A 16966-nucleotide genomic window follows, 5' to 3' on the forward strand; every position below is an offset into this window, starting at 1 on the left:
CACGTCGCTCTCCATCGGCATGGACACGCTGGACCAGGCCGAGGAGTGGGTCACCGGCAATCTTCAGGCCGCGCAGCCGGGTATCGCACCACATACGGCCACCATGTCGCCGGCCGAATACGGCACCACCACCATGGACCTCGCTCTGCGCGGCCCGGAACTCAAGACCCTCGATCCCTACCTCGCCTGCTGGCACCGACGCGTGGTCCCCACCCTCGGGCATTTCCCCGTCCGGACGATCACCAACGGTGCCATCGACCGCACCGTCAACGGCTGGATCGCCGACGAACAGAGCCGGTCCACCGTCAAGAACATCCCCGCCGTCCTCGTCCGCGTCATGGAACAGGCCATCCGCGACGGGCTGATCACCATCAACCCCGCCCGGGTCACCGGCCGGCAGCGCGAGTACAAACAGGCAGAAGACGAACTCGACAACCCCCGTGCCCTCGCCCGGCCCGACTGGCCCACCCTGCTCCGCCTCGCCCAGACACTCATCGACCGCTCCCACGGCCGTTACCAAGGCTGGGGTGAGGTCGTCGTCTTCGCCAGCGCGACCGCCGCCCGTATCGGCGAAGTCTCCGGGGTGCGCGTCGCCGACATCGACAACCACACCTGGATCTGGACCGTCCGCCCGGTCCCCACGTGGTCCCCAGAGCGACAGAAAAGGCGGTACCGGATTTCTCCGATACCGCCTGCGACCTGCGTAAACGCTGGTCGGGACGACAGGATTTGAACCTGCGACCCCTTGACCCCCAGTCAAGTGCGCTACCAAGCTGCGCCACGTCCCGTTGCCCGTCTGACCTGGGGTTTCCCCGGCCCGAACGCGCATGAGAACAATACCGCACTCGGGCCTGTGGTCACGAATCGCTTTCCGGGCGTCGCTTTCCGGTGGATCGGGCGCTTGACCTCAAGTGTGGTTCAAGTTGCACGGTGGGTTCCATGACCACGACAGAGATGACCTCCGTAGCGGGATACCGGGATCTGGACCGGCTGCTGGCCCTGATGACGGGGGACGAGAAGCACGGACCGGCGGCGACCTCCACGCTGGATGCCCTGTGGGTGCTGTACGACCGGGTCCTGCGCGTGTCGCCCGGGAGTGTCGACGCGCCGGAGCGGGACCGGTTTCTGCTTTCGAAGGGGCATGGGCCGATGGCGTACTACGCGGTCCTCGCCGCCAAGGGATTCCTCGCCGAGGAGACGCTGCCCGGCTTCGGCTCGTACGACTCGCCGCTCGGGCATCACCCCGACCGGACGCTGATCCCGGGCGTGGAGATCGGCAGCGGTTCGCTCGGGCACGGGCTGCCGCTCGCCGTGGGCAGTGTGCTCGGGCTCCGTGCGCGAGGGCTCACCGACCCGCGCGTGTGGGTGCTGATCGGCGACGCCGAGCTGGACGAGGGCAGTAATCACGAGGCGCTCGCCTACGCGGGTCCGGCGGGACTCGATCAGCTGCACACGCTGGTGATCGACAACGCGTCCGCGACCTACGGCTGGCCGGGCGGCGTCGCGTCGCGGTTCGAGGCGGCCGGCTGGTCGGCCGAGACCGTCGACGGCCGGGACCACGAGGCGCTGTACGCGGCCTTCACCGCGCCGCACCCGGGCCGGCCCCGGGCCGTCGTGGCCCGCGTCGAGCCCAAGTCCTGACCGCCTCCGCCGCGCCAGGTACGAGCGCCGAAACCACCCGCCGCCGGCACCCGCCGGCACACCCATCAACAGGGGTATTTCCATGGACACCATGCGCGACCGCTTCATCTCCACCACCTCCCAGCTGCTGGACGACGACCCACGGCTCGCCGTCGTCCTCGCCGAGATCAGCCGGGACGGCTTCGACGCCGCGGAGCGACGTCATCCGGACCGCGTGATCAATGTCGGGATCCGTGAACAGCTGCTGGTCGGGGTGGGCGGCGGACTGGCCCTCGCCGGGCTGCGGCCGATCGTGCACACCTTCGCCAGCTTCCTGGTCGAGCGGCCCTTCGAGCAGGTCAAGCTGGACTTCGGGCATCAGGACGTGGGCGGCGTGCTGGTCAGCGCGGGCGCCTCGTACGACTGGCCCGCGGGCGGTTTCACCCATATGGCTCCCGGTGATGTCGCGCTGATGGACACGCTCGACGGCTGGGCGGTGCACGTACCAGGCCATCCCGACGAGGCCGAGGCCCTGCTGCGGCGCGCCGCCGCCGGGGACGGCCGGGAATATGTGCGGCTGTCCCAGCAGAGCAACGAGCGGGCACGGCCGGTGGCCGGCGGCGGGCTCAGCACCGTACGCGAGGGCCGCGCCGGGGTGGTGGTCGCCGTCGGGCCGATGCTGGACAACGTGCTCGCGGCGACGGAGGGGCTGGATACGACGGTGCTGTACGCGACGACCGTGCGGCCCTTCGACGGGGCGGCGCTGCGCCGGGCCGTCGCGGGCGGGGACGCGGCGGATGTCGTGCTCGTCGAGCCGTATCTCGCCGGCACCTCCACCGCCGCGGCCAACGACGCGCTGTCCGAGACACCGCACCGGGTGCTGGCGCTCGGTGTGGCACGGCGCGAGCTGCGCCGGTACGGACAGCTGGAAGAGCATCTGGCGGGGCACGGTCTCGACGCGAGGTCCCTGCGGGAGCGGATCACGGGGTTCCTGACACGTACATGAGACGTACCCGAGCGGCCCTGGCCGGATCGGCTCCCCGGAGCGCATCGCCGGGCCGCACGGGGGAACCTGGAGGGGACCGGATGCCCGCGATCCGGAAACGCCGGTATCGAGAGCCCCGCGGACGACCGACAGAGCCGCGGAAGACGTACAGAAGTGGAGCCTGCCATGACCGCGAGTGGTGATCTGCTCATCGACGCCTTCGGCCGTATCCGCGAAGCGGTCCACGAGACGGTGGACGGTCTCTCCCCCGATGAGCTCGCCGTACGGCTGGACGACGGGGCGAATTCGATCGCCTGGCTGGTCTGGCATCTCACCCGGGTCCAGGACGATCACATCGCCGACGCGGCCGGTACGGAGGAGGTGTGGATCGCGCAGGAGTGGTCGGAGAGGTTCGAGCTGCCGTTCTCGCGCCGCTCCACCGGATACGGCCACTCCCCCAAGGACGTGGCCTCGCTCGGCGGGATCTCCGGGGAGCTGCTCGTCGAGTACCACGACGCCGTTCACGAGCGCACGGTGAAGTTCCTCGGCACGCTCAAGGACGCGGACCTCGCCGAGGTCGTCGACGACGCGTGGACCCCGGCCGTCACTCTTGGCGTACGGCTGGTCAGCGTCATCACCGACGATCTTCAGCATGTCGGGCAGGCCGCGTTCATCCGGGGGTGGCTGGAGCGGCCCTGAGCCGTGCGGGCGGACACCGTCCGGGACGACCCGCCCAGGGCAGGAGACGACCCCTGCCGGACCGGAGACGACCCGTCCGGGTCAGGAGATTCCCAGGTCCCGGCGGTGCACGCCCGGGCACGCCCCGGCGCGGCTCGGACGCGGCTCGGAGACGGTCGGACGCGGCTCGCAGGCGGTCAGACGAGGCTCAGGGGCGGTCAGACGCGGCTCAGATACGACAGCACTTCCCGGGCGGCCGGGCCCGTGCGCTGGTTCTCGGGAACGGCCGCCGAGACTTCCCAGAGATGATCCTCCGCGCCGGCCAGCGGTATCGTCCTCAGCGCCGCGGCCTGCTCCTTGCGCGCGATGGGGCGAGGCACCACCGCGATGCCGAGGCCGTGCCCGACCAGCTCGATCAGACTGTGCACGTCGTTGACCTCCAGGGCGACCCGCCGCTCGATGCGGGCGGCGGCGAAGGCCCGGTCGGTGAGGCCGCGGGCGCCCCAGTCCTCATGGAAGTCGACGAAGACCTCGCCGCCCAGCTCGGCCCAGTCGGTCTTCTCCGACCCGGCCAGCGGATGATCGGGATGGCAGAGCAGCACCATCGGCTCGCTGGCCAGCGGCACCAGTCGTACCCCCTCGGGCACGGCCCCGGACACGGCGACGAAGGCCAGGTCGAGCCGTCCGTCCGCGACGTCCTCCACGAGCGAGGCCGAGCCCGCCTGCCGCAGCCGTACCTCGACCTCGGGGTGCTCCGACCGGAAGCGCGCGAGCAGGCCGGGGACGTGTACGCCCGTGACGCACTGTTCGGTGCCGACGGACAGGGTGCCGCGCAGCAGTCCCTGCACCGCCGCGACCGCCTCACGGCCCGCCCGTACGCTCGCCAGCGCGCGCGACGCCTCCACGAGCAGGGCCTGGCCGGCGCCGGTCAGCTCGACCCTGCGGGTGGAGCGTACGAAGAGCCGGGCGCCCAGCTCGCGTTCCAGCGCGCGGACGGAGGCCGACAGTCCCGACTGCGAGACCATCAGCCGCTGGGCGGCCCTGGTGAAGTGGCGCTCTTCCGCGACGGCGACGAAGTATTCGAGATGTCGGAGTTCCACGGCATACGAGCCTAATCGAGCCGGTCCGGTCGATCCGGCCCGGCGGGCGGGCCCGATTGAGAAGCCTCATCACTCAATGCGTTCGTTTTCTTCTATTGGACGTCTCACGGGCCGACCGCAAAGCTGGAGTATGTCCGCCGGATCCGGCGGGCATCGCAGCAGGAAGGGTGTTCTCCACCATGAAGACTCGCCGCATCGGAACCGTCGAGGTCAGTGCGATCGGTCTGGGCGGTATGCCGATGTCGATCGAGGGACGGCCCGACGAGGCGCGGTCCCTCGCCACCATCCACGCGGCGCTGGACGCCGGGGTGACACTGATCGACACGGCGGACGCCTACCACCGGGACGCCAACGACGTCGGCCACAACGAGTCCCTGATCGCCAAGGCGCTGGCCTCCCACAGCCGGGGCTCCGAGGTGCTGGTGGCCACCAAGGGCGGCCATCTGCGCCCCGGCGACGGCTCCTGGACGCAGGACGGCTCCCCCGAGCATCTGAGGCGCGCCTGTGAGGCGTCGCTCGGCAGGCTCGGTGTGGAGGCGATCGGGCTCTACCAGTTCCACCGTCCCGACCCGAAGGTTCCCTACGAGGAGTCCGTCGGCGCGCTGCGTGATCTCCTCGACGAGGGCAAGATCCTCCAGGCCGGTATCTCCAACGCCGACCCGGATCAGATCCGGTCGGCCAATGAGATCCTCGGCGGCCGGCTGGCCTCGGTGCAGAACCAGTTCTCACCGGCCTTCCGCTCCAGCGAGCCCGAGCTCGAACTCTGCGCGGAGCTGGGCATCGCGTTCCTGCCGTGGAGTCCGTTCGGCGGAATCAAGCGCGCGGGTGAACTCGGTTCCTCCTACGCGCCGTTCGCCCGGATCGCGGAGGCTCATGGCGTGAGCCCGCAGCGGGTGTGCCTGGCGTGGATGCTGGCCAAGTCGCCGACGGTGCTGCCGATCCCGGGCTCCAGCCGTCCGGAGACCATCATCGACTCGGTCGGCGCGGCTGACCTCGTACTGACTCCCGCCGAGGTGGCGGAGCTGGACGCGGTCTGACGGCGCCCGCGCGCACGGAAACACACGCACCACCGACCCGCCCCGCGCGATCGCCGGGGCGGGTCAGCCGTGTGTCCGGACGGAATCCGCCAAGGACCGGCGCCAACTCCCATATCACAGAGGGCCCTTCCGACCCATTGACCCCCTGTAACAGCTGAACCTACGCTGTGCGACGTACTCCAGAAAGCGCTTTCTAACCCGCAGCTCGGCTCACCAGCACCGGGAGCGCCCATGAGAACGTCATCCGTCAGACCCCCGTCCCCATCCCCGTCCCCGTTCGCCTCTTCCTCCCCCTTCCTCGTCATCGTCGCGTTACTGGCACTCGTCCTCGGCCTCGGGCTGGCCGCGCCACCCCGCGCCGACGCGGCTCCGTTCCGCGTTCTGGTCTTCTCCAAGACCACCAACTCCGTGCATGACTCGATCCCCGCCGGAATCAAGGCGGTTGAGCAGCTCGGCAGCGAGAACGGGTTCGAGGTGGAGGCCACCGACGACGCCACGGCCTTCACCACGGACAATCTCGCCCGCTTCCAGGCGATCGTCTTCAACAACACCAACTCCACCCCGGAGAGCGGCGATCTGCTCGACGCCGACCAGCGCTCCGCCCTCCAGGGCTTCGTACGCGCGGGCGGTGGCTGGGTCGGTCTGCACTCCGCGTCCGCCAGTGAGCGCGACTGGGGCTGGTACGAGGGCCTGGTCGGCGCGATCTTCGACAAGCACCCCGCCATCCAGACCGGCCGGGTGAAGGTACTGGACCAGACCCACCCCTCCACCCAGGGCCTGCCTCAGCTCTGGGAGCATACGGAGGAGTGGTACAACTGGCGCACCAACCCGACCGGCAAGGTGCACACGCTCGCCCAGATCAAGGTGAACGACGGCGTCGACGGGCTGGACGAGGGCGTCGACCAGCCGTGGTCGTGGTGCCAGAACTACGACGGCGGACGCTCCTGGTACACCGCCGGCGGGCACAGTTCGTCCACCTTCGAGGAGGACGCGTTCCGTAAGCATCTGCTGGGCGGGATCCAGTGGGCCGCGGGCAACAAGCCGGGCGACTGCACCGCCACCAAGACCGGCGCCTTCCAGCGCACCGCGCTGGCCACCAGCGATCTCGCCGACCCCTTCGAGCTGGCCGTCGCCCCGGACCGCAGGGTCTTCTTCATCCAGCGCACCGGCAAGCTGAAGGTGATCGACCAGACCACGCTCCAGGTCTCGACCGCGCTGGACTTCGCCTACACCCCGGAGATGACGAGCCAGTCCGACGGGCTTCTCGGGCTGGCGCTCGACCCGGATTTCGCGGCGAACAACTGGCTCTATCTGCTCCATTCCGACAAGACCGAGAAACGGCTGAATCTGTCGCGCTTCACGGTCACCGGGAACACCGTCGATCCGGCCTCCGAGAAACGGCTGTTGACCGTTCCGACACTGCGCGGCGAGGGCCGGGCCAATTCCCATATGGCCGGTTCGATCGCCTTCGACAAGAACGGCGATCTGTATGTCGCGACCGGCGACAACACCGACCCGTTCGCCTCCGACGGCTTCTCCCCGATCGATGAGCGCGAGGGCCGCCGTGCCTGGGACGCCCAGGGCACGTCCGGGAACACGAACGATCTGCGCGGCAAGATCCTGCGGATCACCCCGGAGGACGACGGCACCTACTCCATCCCGGAGGGGAATCTCTTCGCGCCGGGTACGGAGAAGACCCGTCCCGAGGTCTACGCGATGGGCATGCGCAATCCGTTCCGTATCACCACCGATCCGCTGAGCGGCGCCGTGCTGATGGGGGACTACGGGCCCGACGCACGGGAGGCCGTGGCCGACCGTGGGCCCGAGGGTACGGTCGAGTACAACAGGATCACCGAGGCGGGGAATTACGGCTGGCCGTACTGCACCGGTGACAACACCCCGTTCAACGACTACGACTTCGCGACCGGAACCTCGGGGGCGAAGTTCGACTGCGCCAAGCTGGTCAACGACTCGCCGAACAACACCGGTCTGCGGGAGCTCCCCGCGGCCAAGCCGGCGACGGTCTGGTACGCGTACTCCGCCTCGTCCGAATTCCCCGAACTCGGCACGGGCGGCGGCGGACCGATGAGCGGTCCCGTCTACGACTACGACCCCGCGAACACCTATCCGTCGAAGTTCCCGGAGTACTTCGAGGGCAAATGGCTCAACTATGAGCTGACCAGGACCTGGTTCAAGGCCTTCTCGTTCCAGCGGGAGGACCAGACGTTCACCGACCCGCGCTTCGATCCGGTGAAGGCGGGCGATCTCCACTCCATCAACGGTGTCTTCGGCGATCTGAAGTGGAACCAGCCCTTCGACGCCGACTTCGGACCCGACGGAGCGCTCTACGTCATCGACTTCGGGCTCGGCAGCGGTACGGGCCGTGGCGGCAGCAACGAGGGCTCCGGCATCTACCGTATCGACTATGTCGCCGACGGACGGCTGCCCGACGCCAAGGCCACGGCGACCCCGGACAGCGGCCCCGGGCCGTTGAAGGTGACGTTCTCCAGCGAGGGATCGGGGCTGCCGGGCGGCAAGCCGGTGTCCTACGCGTGGGACTTCGACGGCGACGGAACCACCGACTCCACCGAGCCGAATCCGTCCCATGTCTACCAGGACAAGGGCCGGTTCACGGCGCGGCTGACCGTCACCGGGCCCGACGGACTGACCGCGCTCTCCGTCCAGGAGATCACCGTCGGCAACACCAGACCGGTCGTCACCATCCAACAGCCCCCGAACGGCGGGATGTTCAGCTTCGGCGACACCATCCCCTTCACCGTGAAGGTGACGGACCGGGAGGACGGGAAGACCGGACCCGGCGGCAGAATCGACTGCTCGCGGGTGGTCGTGCAGTCCCAGCTCGGCCATGACAGCCATCTGCATCCGCTGGACAACTACACCGGTTGTACGGGGGAGATCGTCACCGATGCCGGGGACAGCCACGGCCCCGGGCAGAATCTGTACTACGGCATCACCGCGCAGTACGAGGACAAGGGCGCCGAGGGCGTGCCGGCGCTGACGGGCTCGACATCGCTGACGCTCCGTACCACCTTCCGGGAGGCGGAGCACCGTACCGCGACCGGGGGCGCGCACGAGGGCACGGTGATCGCCGACCGCGCCGACTCCTCGGGCGGCAAGCGGGTGACCGAGATCGAGGACGGTGACTGGATCTCCTTCGACCCGGTAAATCTCAAGGGCATCCAGTCGGTGACGGTGGGCGCCTCGTCGGGCGGTCTCGGCGGCGACATCGAGTTCCGCAACGGCTCACCGACCGGACCGCTGCTGGGGAAGGTGACCATCCCCAACACCGGCGGCTTCGGCAATGTGATCTCCCCGACCGTCAAGCTCAAGAGCCCGGGCGGCTCGGTGAAGCTGTACGCCGTCTTCACCAACCCGGACTGGTCGGCGGAGAAACCGGATCTGCTCGCGGTCGACTGGCTGCACTTCAACGGCCCCGGAGTGGAGAAGAAACCGGCCACGAAGGTGTCGGTCAAGGCGATGCCCGCCGAGGGGAACACACCGTTGGCCGTGCGGCTCACCAGCACCGTGATGCCGGCGGCCGGGCGCACCATCGCCTCGTACCACTGGGACTTCGGTGACAACACCAAGATCACGGGTACCGAGGGGCCGAGCGCGGCTCACACCTACGCGCGGCCGGGCGCGTACACGGCGCGTCTGACCGTCACCGACGACAAGGGCGACACGACGACCGGCGCGGTCCCGATCCAGGTACGTTGAGAGGAGAGAGAGTGACGATGAACGGCACCCGAAGAGCGTTCCTCGGCACGGCGGGCGCGGCAGTCGGTCTGGCGGCGCTGGGGATGAGCACTCCCGCGGCGGCGGCCACCCACGACACCGCCCACCGCACCGACACCGGTCGCCGGCGGCGGCGCATCCCGCCGTCCGGGATCGGTATGCACCTCTATACGATGCGCACCCCGCTCGCGACGGATTTCCGGGGGACGTTGGAGCGCCTGGCGGAGATCGGTTACGCGACGGTCGGTGTCAGCGGCCGGCACGGTCACAGCGCCGCCGAGATCCGGCGGATGCTGGACGCCACGCGGCTCAAGGCGGTCCTGGAGCATGTCGCCTACACCACGGTCACCGGCAGCGGTCTGCCGCAGGCGATCGAGGACGTCCGTACGCTGGGCGGCTCCTGGGTGGTCGTGCCGAGCCTGCCCGCGGGAATGCACTCACCGGCCGGATACCGAGAGGCGGCACGGCAGTTCAACGCCGCCGGGCGGATCGCCAGGGAGTCCGGGCTCAAGGTGCTCTTCCACAATCACGACGGCGATCACGACGTGGTCGACGGCGAGAGCCTGTACGGCATCCTGCTCAAGGAGACCGACCCGGAGCTGGTGGGCTTCGAGCTGGACGTGTACTGGGCGGCGAAGGGCGGAGACGACCCGCGTCGGCTGTTCGTGACGGACCGTCGGCGGTTCCCCGCGCTGCATGTGAAGGACATGGCCCCCAACGGCGGTTTCGAGGACGTCGGCTCGGGTGTCCTGGACTTCGCGGCGATGTTCGACACAGCGCGCAGCGGGGGCGTACGGCAGTGGCTGGTGGAACACGACGCGCCGGCCGATCCGTTCGCGAGCGCGCTGAACAGCTACCGCTATCTGTCGGCGCTGCGGTACTGAACGTACTGACCGTACCGAGCGTACCGAGCACCGGCGTTCGTCGTCCGTAGTGGCTCCCGGCCTCCGTCACCGGCGGCCGGGAGCCATATGACGTCCCTCAGTCCCGTACGGAAGCGGCCGGCAGGTCCTTGTAGAAGAAGGTGGTCGGGCGGAGCGTCCCCGCCGGGTCCGCCGCGTGCCCCGGGACCACCCCGATCGCGGTCCAGCCCGCGGAGCGGTACAGCGTCTCGGCGGGGCTGCCCGTCTCGGTGTCGAGAAGGAGCAGCGTCACCCCGGACTCCGCCGCCGCTCGCTCCCCCGCACTGAGCAGCGTCCGGCCGAGGCCCTTGCCGCGGGCGTCGCGGTGGACCATCAGTTTCACGATGTCGGCGCGATGGCGGGCGTTGGGCTTGTCCGCGAACAGCACGCCGACCGTCCCCATGATGCGCCCGCCGTCCCTGGAGACCCGTACGGAGAGCCGTCCCGCGCGGACGGCCGGGATCTGCGCCCGCCACCAGGCCGCCGCGGTCGCCCGGTCGAGGGGTGCGAGAAACCCGATCGAGGCGCCCCCGAGGACGGTGTCGATCAGCAGCTCCGCGAGCTCGTCCAGGGCGTCGAGCAGTTCGTCGGCGGACAGCGGCACCACCTCGGGGGTCATGAGCGGACCGCCGCGATCGCGTACCCCCGGATCACTCTCTCTCACCCGGGGAACGGTATCCCAGATCCGCGACACACCGCCTCGGTCACCCGGGTCCCCTGGATCGACTCGGCCGCCTCGGTCAGTCCTGTGCCGATGCCGCCCCCAGCAGCCCCCGGATATGTCCGGTCGCCTCCCGGAACTCGGGCCGGCCGAGCGTCTCCGTATAGTCGCGCTCCGCCCCCAGACCCACTTCGATGATCTCGGTGATCGTGCCGGGGCGCGGACTCATCACCACCACCCGGTCGGCCAGATAGACCGCCTCCGAGATCGAGTGGGTGACCAGCAGCACGGTGGTGCCGGTCTCCCGCCAGATGCGGTTCAGCTCCATGTTCATCTGTTCGCGGGTGAGGGCGTCGAGCGCGCCGAACGGCTCGTCCATCAGCAGCACGGGCGGCTCGTGCAGCAACGCCCGGCACAGGGCGACCCGTTGCTGCATCCCGCCCGACAGCTCATGCGGATACGCGTCCTCGAAACCGCTGAGACCGGTCATCTCGATCAGCTCGGCCACGCGCCGGCGCGCCGGTTCGGCGGGCATCCGGCGCATCTCCGCCTGGAGAAGGATATTGCGCCGGGCGGTACGCCACTCCAGCAGCGCCGCCCGCTGGAAGACGTATCCGATGTCGTGCCGCGGTCCGTCGACCCGGTCGCCCTGGAGCCTTACGGCGCCCGAGGACGCCTGGAGGAGGCCCGCGACCAACTTGAGGAGGGTCGACTTGCCGCACCCCGAGGGACCGACGATGGCGACGAACTCCCCCATCGCGATATCGAGCGAGACCTCCTGGAGGGCGGTGACATCGCGCTTCTTCGTACGGAACCGGACGGCGACGTCCTCAAGGCCGACCGCCGCCGTCTGCCCTCCCGCCGCGCTTCGCGCTCCCGCCGAGGCGCCGCCCTTGGTGAGGTCCGGCTTCCGGAGCGTTGTATCCCTGGCCATCGTCATCCCTTCAGCGCCGTGGAGCTGTCCCAGTACTCCGCGACGGCCTTCGGGCTCTTCACCAGACCGGCTTCGGAGAAGACGTCGATGGTCTGCTGCCAGTCGCCCTCGGTGTTGACGCCCGGGGCCTTGCCGCGCGTCGCGTCGGTGTGCAGCAGTGTGACGGTCGTCTTGAACTGCTCCAACAGGACGTTCGTGGGCGGCAGTTGCTCCGAGGCACCGTCCATCTCCGCCACGGCCGCCTCCGGTGCCTTCTCCGCCGCCGTCCAGGCCTCACTGACGGCCCGCACCATGCGTCCGGCCAGCTCGCTCCTGCCGGAGAGGACCTTCTGCCCCGCGATCAGTCCGTTGGAGTAGAAGTTGAGTCCGTGCTCGGAGAAGCGCAGATACGACACGTCCTTCTTGGCCTTGTCCTGCATGGTCGGGCCCTGGTCACTGGCGTAGCCGAGCAGCGCGTCCGTCTTGCCGGAGATCACCGCGGCGATCTTGCCCGCCGGGTCGGTGTTCTGGATCCGGACGTCCGACTCCTTGAGATCGTTCTTCTCAAGGAAGATCGGGAATGTCTTGGTGAGCGCGTCACCGGCCGTGCCCGCGATGGTCTTTCCCTTGAGATCGGCGGGGGTGGAGACGTTCTCGCTCGCGAAGAACTGCACCGAGGAGGGCGTGGTCTGGAGGAACACACCGAGGCTCTTCACCTTCACGCCCTGGTCCACACCGCTGAGTACGGCGGGGGTGTCGGCCCAGCCGAAGTCGGTCTGGCCCGCGGCGGTCGCCTGGACGGTCTTCTGCGAGCCCTGGCCCGCCCTGATCGTCAGATCGATGCCGTGCTTCTCGAAGATCTTCTGCTGCTTGCCGTAGTAGAACGGCGCGTGTTCGCCGTACGGATACCAGTTGAGGGTCAGCGTCACCTTGTCGAGCTTCTTGCCGGAGTCGCTGGTGGTGGTCCCCGAACCGTCCTCGCCACAGGCCGTGGCGACCAGGAGCAGCGGTACGAGGCCGATCAGGAGTCTGCGCGCATGCATGGCTGGCCCTTCCCCGAACGGGATCGAGTCGGTCAGTACGAGGTGGTGACGTTGGTGTCCCGGCGGCTGGCGTGCCAGGGCAGGAGCAGCTTCTCGGCGATCTCGACGAGGACGAAGAGAACGACGCCGATCAGTGACATGACGAGCAGTCCCGCGAAGAGCATCGGGGTGTCGAGGTTGCCGTTCGCCTGGAGGATCACATAGCCGAGCCCCTCGTTGGCGCCGACGAACTCACCGACGACCGCGCCGGTCACCGCGAGGGTCACCGCGACCTTCAGACCGGAGAAGAGATGGGGCAGCGAGGCGGGGAAGCGGATCTTGGCGAAGGTCCCCCAGGGCTTCGCGCCCATGGTGGCCGAGAGTTGGAGCATCTCCGGATCGACCGCCTTCAAGCCGGTGACCATGGAGATCACCACGGGGAAGAAGGCGATGAGGACGGCGATCAGGATCTTCGGTGTGATACCGAAGCCGAGCCAGACCACGAACAGCGGCGCGATGGCGATCTTGGGCACGACCTGGGCGAAGAGCAGAATGGGGTAGAGCGTCTTCTCGACGGTCGAGGAGTAGACCATGACGACCGCGGCGAGCACCCCGACCACCACCGCGATCACAAAGCCGAGCAGCGTCTCGTAGGTCGTCACCCAGGTGTGCTGCCAGAGGTAGTCGGCCTTGCCCGTGAGCACATCGAGGGTCGCGCCGGGCGAGGGGACGAGATACGGCTCGACCAGTTCGGCCGCCGCGATGATCCACCAGACGGCGAAACAGCCCGCCAGCAGGGCGACGGGCCGCCAGCCGGCCTCGACGGCACGGACCAGCCGCTCCCCCACCCCCGGACCGTTCCGTTCGGCGACCCCGGACACCTTCCGGTCCGGTGAAGGCGCGGGTGCGGGGTCCGGCGGCGGCGCTGATGCCGGCGCGACGCTCTGGCTCACTGTGAACTCCTCGGGAAAACCGGGCAGTTATAAGTGCGCTGTTCGCCTACAAGCGCTTTCAGAAAGCGCTTTCTGATAAGGTGATCGCCACGCTAATGACTGCCCGTCCGTACGGTCAATAGGTCGTCCCGAAGTTTCGGGGTCCACCACGGGCCCCGCCGCCACCGCGACCCGGGGGTCGAGTTGAGTGAACGGGAAGCACAGGCCCATGTGACGCTGGACGCCGTCGCCCGCCGCGCGGGTGTCTCCCTGGCGACGGCCTCCAGAGCGCTGAACGGCACGACGAGAGTCCGCGAGGAGCTGCGCCAGCGGGTGCGAGCGGCGGCCGATCTGCTCGGCTATATCCCCAACGCCCATGCACAGGCGCTCGCCAGCGCCTCCAGCAATACGGTGGGGCTCATCTGCCACGATGTGGGCGACCCGTACTTCGCCGCGATCGCGGGCGGGGTGATGCGGGCGGCGGCCGAGCAGGACGTCCTGGTCATGCTCGCCAGTACGTTCCGGGAGCCGGCCAGGGAGATCGCCTATGTCTCGATGCTCCGCGCCCAGCGCGCCCGGGCCATTCTGCTGATCGGTTCGGGCTTCCAGGACCCTTCCTGGGAACGGAAGCTGGCCGCCGAGGTGACACCTTACGTCCGCGCGGGCGGGCGTGTCGCCGTGGTGAGCCGGCATCGAAGCCTGCGTGCCGACGCCGTCCTTCCCGAGAACCGCGCCGGGGCCGCGGCGCTCGCCCGCGCTCTGCTGGCCCTGGGACACCGGGAGTTCGGCGTCCTCAGCGGGCCGCGCGAACTCACCACGGTATCCGACCGGCTGGCCGGGTTCCGGGAAGGGCTCGGCGAGGCCGGGGTCACCCTACGGCCCGGGGCCGTCGTACAGGGCGCGTTCACCCGGGACGGCGGCTACGCGGCGGCCAGGGAACTGCTCGACGGGCCCGCTCGCCCCCGGCCCACCTGCGTCTTCGCGGTGACGGACGTGATGGCGGTGGGCGCGCTCGCCGCTTTCCGGGAGGCGGGCGTACGGGTCCCGCAGGACCTGTCGCTCGCCGGCTTCGACGACATCCCGCTCGTACGGGAGTTGACTCCCCCGCTCACGACCGTCGCCCTGCCGCTCACCACCATGGGGGAGAGCGTGATCTCGCTCGCGCTGCGCGAGCCGCGTGGCGCGCGCTCACGGGTGCTGCGGGTCGGCGGCGAGGTCGTACTGCGCGCCAGCACTGGACCGCCGTCCACCGCCACCAGTCCTCTCTGGGACACCTGTTGACCCACCGTCAGAGACGCCGGGGCGCCGAGGGGGGAGGAGGGACGGAGATCAGATCAGACCGTCCTCCCTGCGGTGGATCTGCGCCATCAGCTCGGCGGCGAAGGACTTGATGGTGTCCAGACCGGTCCGTCCCCAGCGCCTCGGCTCGGTATCGGCCACGCAGACGGTGCCGAGCGCCATTCCCGTACGGTCGATGAGCGGCGCCCCGAGATAGGAGCGGATGCCGGTCTCGTCGACCAGCGCGTTGCCGGCGAACCGGGGGAAGTCCCGTACGTCCTCCAGGACCAGCGCCTTGTGGCGTACCACCACATAGGGGCAGTAGCCGTGGTCACGGGCCATGAACCGCTCCCTCCCCGCGCCCGGCGGAGTGTGCAGCCCCGCGAAGAACTGCCGCTCCTCGTCGATGAAGTTGACCATCGCGTACGGAGCGCCCGTCAGCTGGGCCAGCTGCTGGGCGACGGCGTCGAAAGCGGGCTCGGCGCGCTCCCCCAGCCCGAGCCCGCGCAGCCGGATCACTCGCTCGGGCGCCTCCCGGTCGACGGGGGTGAGCAGCAGACGGCCGATCGGGTCGTACATCATGCGCGTACTCCGTCACTCTGGGATGGCCATGGGCGGGGCCGGGACAGCGGTGATCAGATGCTGTACGAGGGTGACCAGCGTCTGGATACCGGAACTGGCGATGCGCGCGTCGCAGAGCACGATCGGCACCTCCGGCCTGAGATCGATCGCGGCCCGCACCTCCTCCGGCTCATAGCGGTACGAGCCGTCGAACTCATTGACGGCGACGACGAATCCGATGCCCCGCTGCTCGAAGAAGTCCACCGCGGAGAAGGAGCGGTCCAGCCGCCGGGTGTCGGCCAGCACGATCGCGCCGAGTGCGCCGCGGGACAACTCGTCCCACATGAACCAGAACCGCTCCTGCCCCGGCGTCCCGAACAGATACAGCACATGGCGCTCGTCGAGCGTCAGTCTGCCGAAGTCCATGGCGACCGTCGTCGATGTCTTGGCCTCGACGCCCGTCAGATCGTCGGTCGCGGCGCTGACCTGGGTCAGCAGCTCCTCCGTACTCAGCGGCGCGATCTCGCTGACGGCTCCCACGAACGTCGTCTTGCCGACCCCGAAACCGCCCGCGACCAGGACCTTCAGCGCGGTGGGAAAGGGCTCGGGGACGACGGGCACGGCGGGGACAACGGGTACGGCAGGGGTGACCGGTACGGCGGGGGCGACGGGGAGGCCGGTGGCGGCAGGGGTGGTGGGGGCGTCAGAGCTGTCGTCGTAGACCATCGAGGACTGCCTCCAGCAGGAATCGATCGGTGGGGTGGTCGAAGGTGCGAGGCGGTCGCGCGGTGATCGCCCCGCAGTCCACGAGATCGGAGAGCAGCACCTTGGTGACCGTCACGGGGAGCCGTAGATGCGCCGCGACCTCCGCGACCGAGGTGGGCCCCTGACAGAGATCCATGGCATGGGCGTGCTCCGGCCCGAGATGCGTCTGGGGTCCCGATCCCGTGGACATGATCAGCGTCAGCAGATCCAGGTCCGTCGTCGGCCGGGTCCGGCCGCCGCTCACCGCGTACGGGCGGATGAGCCGACCGGCCGCGTCGTCGAGCCACGGCCCGTCCGTCGGAAGCGGCACCTTCAGTGCCCCGCGGCGCTCGGGGAGAAACCGGCGCCATGCCTGAGCGGGGTGACCAGATACGGCCGTACGCTCTTGACCAGCATCGCCATCTCGTAGCCGAGGACGGCCGCGTCCGCCTCCCGGCCCGCCAGCACGGCGAGACAGGTGCCCGAGCCCGCGGTGGAGACGAAGAGCAGGGTCGAGTCGAGTTCCACGACGACCTGGCGGACCTCCCCGCCGTCACCGAAGCGCGCCCCCGCGCTGCGGCCCAGGGAGTAGAGGCCCGAGGCGAGCGCCGCCATATGGTCGGCGCTGTCGGGATCCAGGCCGTGTACGGACCTCACCAGGCCGTCGGAGGAGAGCAGCACCGCGCTGCGGGTGTACGGGACTCGCTGGACCAGACCGCTCAACAGCCAGTCGAGGTCGGAGACATGGCCGGTCGGCACATCGCTCGCCATGGTGCA

17 protein-coding genes and 1 tRNA gene are annotated in these 16966 nt (G+C 69.4%); 8 read left to right on the forward strand and 10 right to left on the reverse strand.

The window, feature by feature from the left end:
- Positions 1-19: 19 nt before the first annotated feature.
- Positions 20-733, forward strand: a complete 714-nt coding sequence (locus AB0M67_RS29085; protein ID WP_365750206.1) for a hypothetical protein — start codon at positions 20-22, stop codon at positions 731-733.
- Here the strand turns inward: AB0M67_RS29085 and AB0M67_RS29090 are convergent.
- Positions 712-788: transfer RNA gene (locus tag AB0M67_RS29090), tRNA-Pro, on the reverse strand. The two genes, AB0M67_RS29085 and AB0M67_RS29090, sit on opposite strands and share 22 nt — an antisense overlap.
- A 151-nt stretch (positions 789-939) precedes the next feature.
- On the opposite strand from AB0M67_RS29090, the gene AB0M67_RS29095 reads away from it, so the two are divergent.
- From AB0M67_RS29095 to AB0M67_RS29105, 3 genes are all read left to right on the forward strand, one after another.
- Positions 940-1641, forward strand: coding sequence for a transketolase (locus AB0M67_RS29095; RefSeq protein ID WP_365750208.1), 702 nt, complete (start codon positions 940-942; stop codon positions 1639-1641).
- 82 nt (positions 1642-1723) lie between these two features.
- Positions 1724-2626, forward strand: a complete 903-nt coding sequence (locus tag AB0M67_RS29100) for a transketolase (RefSeq protein WP_365750210.1) — start codon at positions 1724-1726, stop codon at positions 2624-2626.
- A 165-nt stretch (positions 2627-2791) separates the two neighbouring features.
- Positions 2792-3304 carry a DUF664 domain-containing protein gene (locus AB0M67_RS29105; RefSeq protein WP_365750212.1) on the forward strand — a complete coding sequence of 171 codons (513 nt, stop codon included), beginning with the start codon at positions 2792-2794 and terminating at the stop codon, positions 3302-3304.
- A 197-nt stretch (positions 3305-3501) separates the two neighbouring features.
- Here the strand turns inward: AB0M67_RS29105 and AB0M67_RS29110 are convergent, their stop codons facing one another.
- Positions 3502-4383 (reverse strand): LysR family transcriptional regulator, encoded by an 882-nt coding sequence (locus tag AB0M67_RS29110; protein ID WP_365750214.1) that lies wholly within the window; start codon positions 4381-4383, stop codon positions 3502-3504.
- A gap of 179 nt (positions 4384-4562) precedes the next feature.
- Between AB0M67_RS29110 and AB0M67_RS29115 the strand changes: the two genes are divergently transcribed.
- From AB0M67_RS29115 to AB0M67_RS29125, 3 genes are all read left to right on the forward strand, one after another.
- Entirely contained in the window at positions 4563-5420 is an 858-nt protein-coding gene (locus AB0M67_RS29115; RefSeq protein ID WP_365750216.1) for an aldo/keto reductase, read from the forward strand.
- Between the two features lie 231 nt (positions 5421-5651).
- Positions 5652-9158: a ThuA domain-containing protein gene (locus tag AB0M67_RS29120; protein ID WP_365750218.1), complete on the forward strand. Its 3507-nt coding sequence runs from the start codon at positions 5652-5654 to the stop codon at positions 9156-9158.
- 176 nt (positions 9159-9334) lie between these two features.
- Entirely contained in the window at positions 9335-10060 is a 726-nt protein-coding gene (locus AB0M67_RS29125; RefSeq protein WP_365750310.1) for a sugar phosphate isomerase/epimerase, read from the forward strand.
- Positions 10061-10157: 97 nt separating this feature from the next.
- Here the strand turns inward: AB0M67_RS29125 and AB0M67_RS29130 are convergent, their stop codons facing one another.
- The 4 genes from AB0M67_RS29130 to AB0M67_RS29145 form a co-directional block, all read right to left on the reverse strand.
- A complete protein-coding gene (locus AB0M67_RS29130; RefSeq protein ID WP_365750312.1) occupies positions 10158-10697 on the reverse strand; it encodes a GNAT family N-acetyltransferase in 540 nt (179 codons plus the stop codon).
- A gap of 121 nt (positions 10698-10818) precedes the next feature.
- On the reverse strand, positions 10819-11679 hold the full coding sequence (locus tag AB0M67_RS29135; protein ID WP_365750220.1) for an ABC transporter ATP-binding protein: 861 nt from the start codon (positions 11677-11679) through the stop codon (positions 10819-10821).
- Positions 11676-12695, reverse strand: coding sequence for an ABC transporter substrate-binding protein (locus tag AB0M67_RS29140; protein ID WP_365750222.1), 1020 nt, complete (start codon positions 12693-12695; stop codon positions 11676-11678). Before AB0M67_RS29140 ends, AB0M67_RS29135 begins: the two co-directional genes overlap by 4 nt.
- 32 nt (positions 12696-12727) lie before the next feature.
- Positions 12728-13555: an ABC transporter permease gene (locus AB0M67_RS29145; protein WP_365750313.1), complete on the reverse strand. Its 828-nt coding sequence runs from the start codon at positions 13553-13555 to the stop codon at positions 12728-12730.
- 255 nt (positions 13556-13810) lie between these two features.
- Between AB0M67_RS29145 and AB0M67_RS29150 the strand changes: the two genes are divergently transcribed.
- Positions 13811-14887: a LacI family DNA-binding transcriptional regulator gene (locus AB0M67_RS29150; RefSeq protein WP_365750224.1), complete on the forward strand. Its 1077-nt coding sequence runs from the start codon at positions 13811-13813 to the stop codon at positions 14885-14887.
- Between the two features lie 48 nt (positions 14888-14935).
- On the opposite strand, the gene AB0M67_RS29155 is transcribed toward AB0M67_RS29150, so the two are convergent.
- The 4 genes from AB0M67_RS29155 to AB0M67_RS29170 are packed head-to-tail and all read right to left on the reverse strand — an operon-like array spanning position 14936 to position 16960.
- Positions 14936-15466, reverse strand: coding sequence for a GAF domain-containing protein (locus AB0M67_RS29155; protein WP_365750226.1), 531 nt, complete (start codon positions 15464-15466; stop codon positions 14936-14938).
- Between the two features lie 12 nt (positions 15467-15478).
- Positions 15479-16171 (reverse strand): ATP/GTP-binding protein, encoded by a 693-nt coding sequence (locus tag AB0M67_RS29160; RefSeq protein ID WP_365750228.1) that lies wholly within the window; start codon positions 16169-16171, stop codon positions 15479-15481.
- Positions 16149-16520 (reverse strand): DUF742 domain-containing protein, encoded by a 372-nt coding sequence (locus AB0M67_RS29165; RefSeq protein ID WP_365750230.1) that lies wholly within the window; start codon positions 16518-16520, stop codon positions 16149-16151. The genes AB0M67_RS29160 and AB0M67_RS29165 overlap by 23 nt, the downstream gene beginning before the upstream one ends.
- Before the next feature lie 2 nt (positions 16521-16522).
- The gene (locus tag AB0M67_RS29170) at positions 16523-16960 is read right to left on the reverse strand and encodes a roadblock/LC7 domain-containing protein (protein ID WP_365750232.1); all 438 of its coding nucleotides are present in this window, start codon (positions 16958-16960) and stop codon (positions 16523-16525) included.
- Positions 16961-16966 lie beyond the last annotated feature (6 nt).

It is taken from the genome of Streptomyces sp. NPDC051662, from assembly GCF_040681655.1.
Taxonomy (GTDB): Bacteria; Actinomycetota; Actinomycetes; order Streptomycetales; family Streptomycetaceae; genus Streptomyces.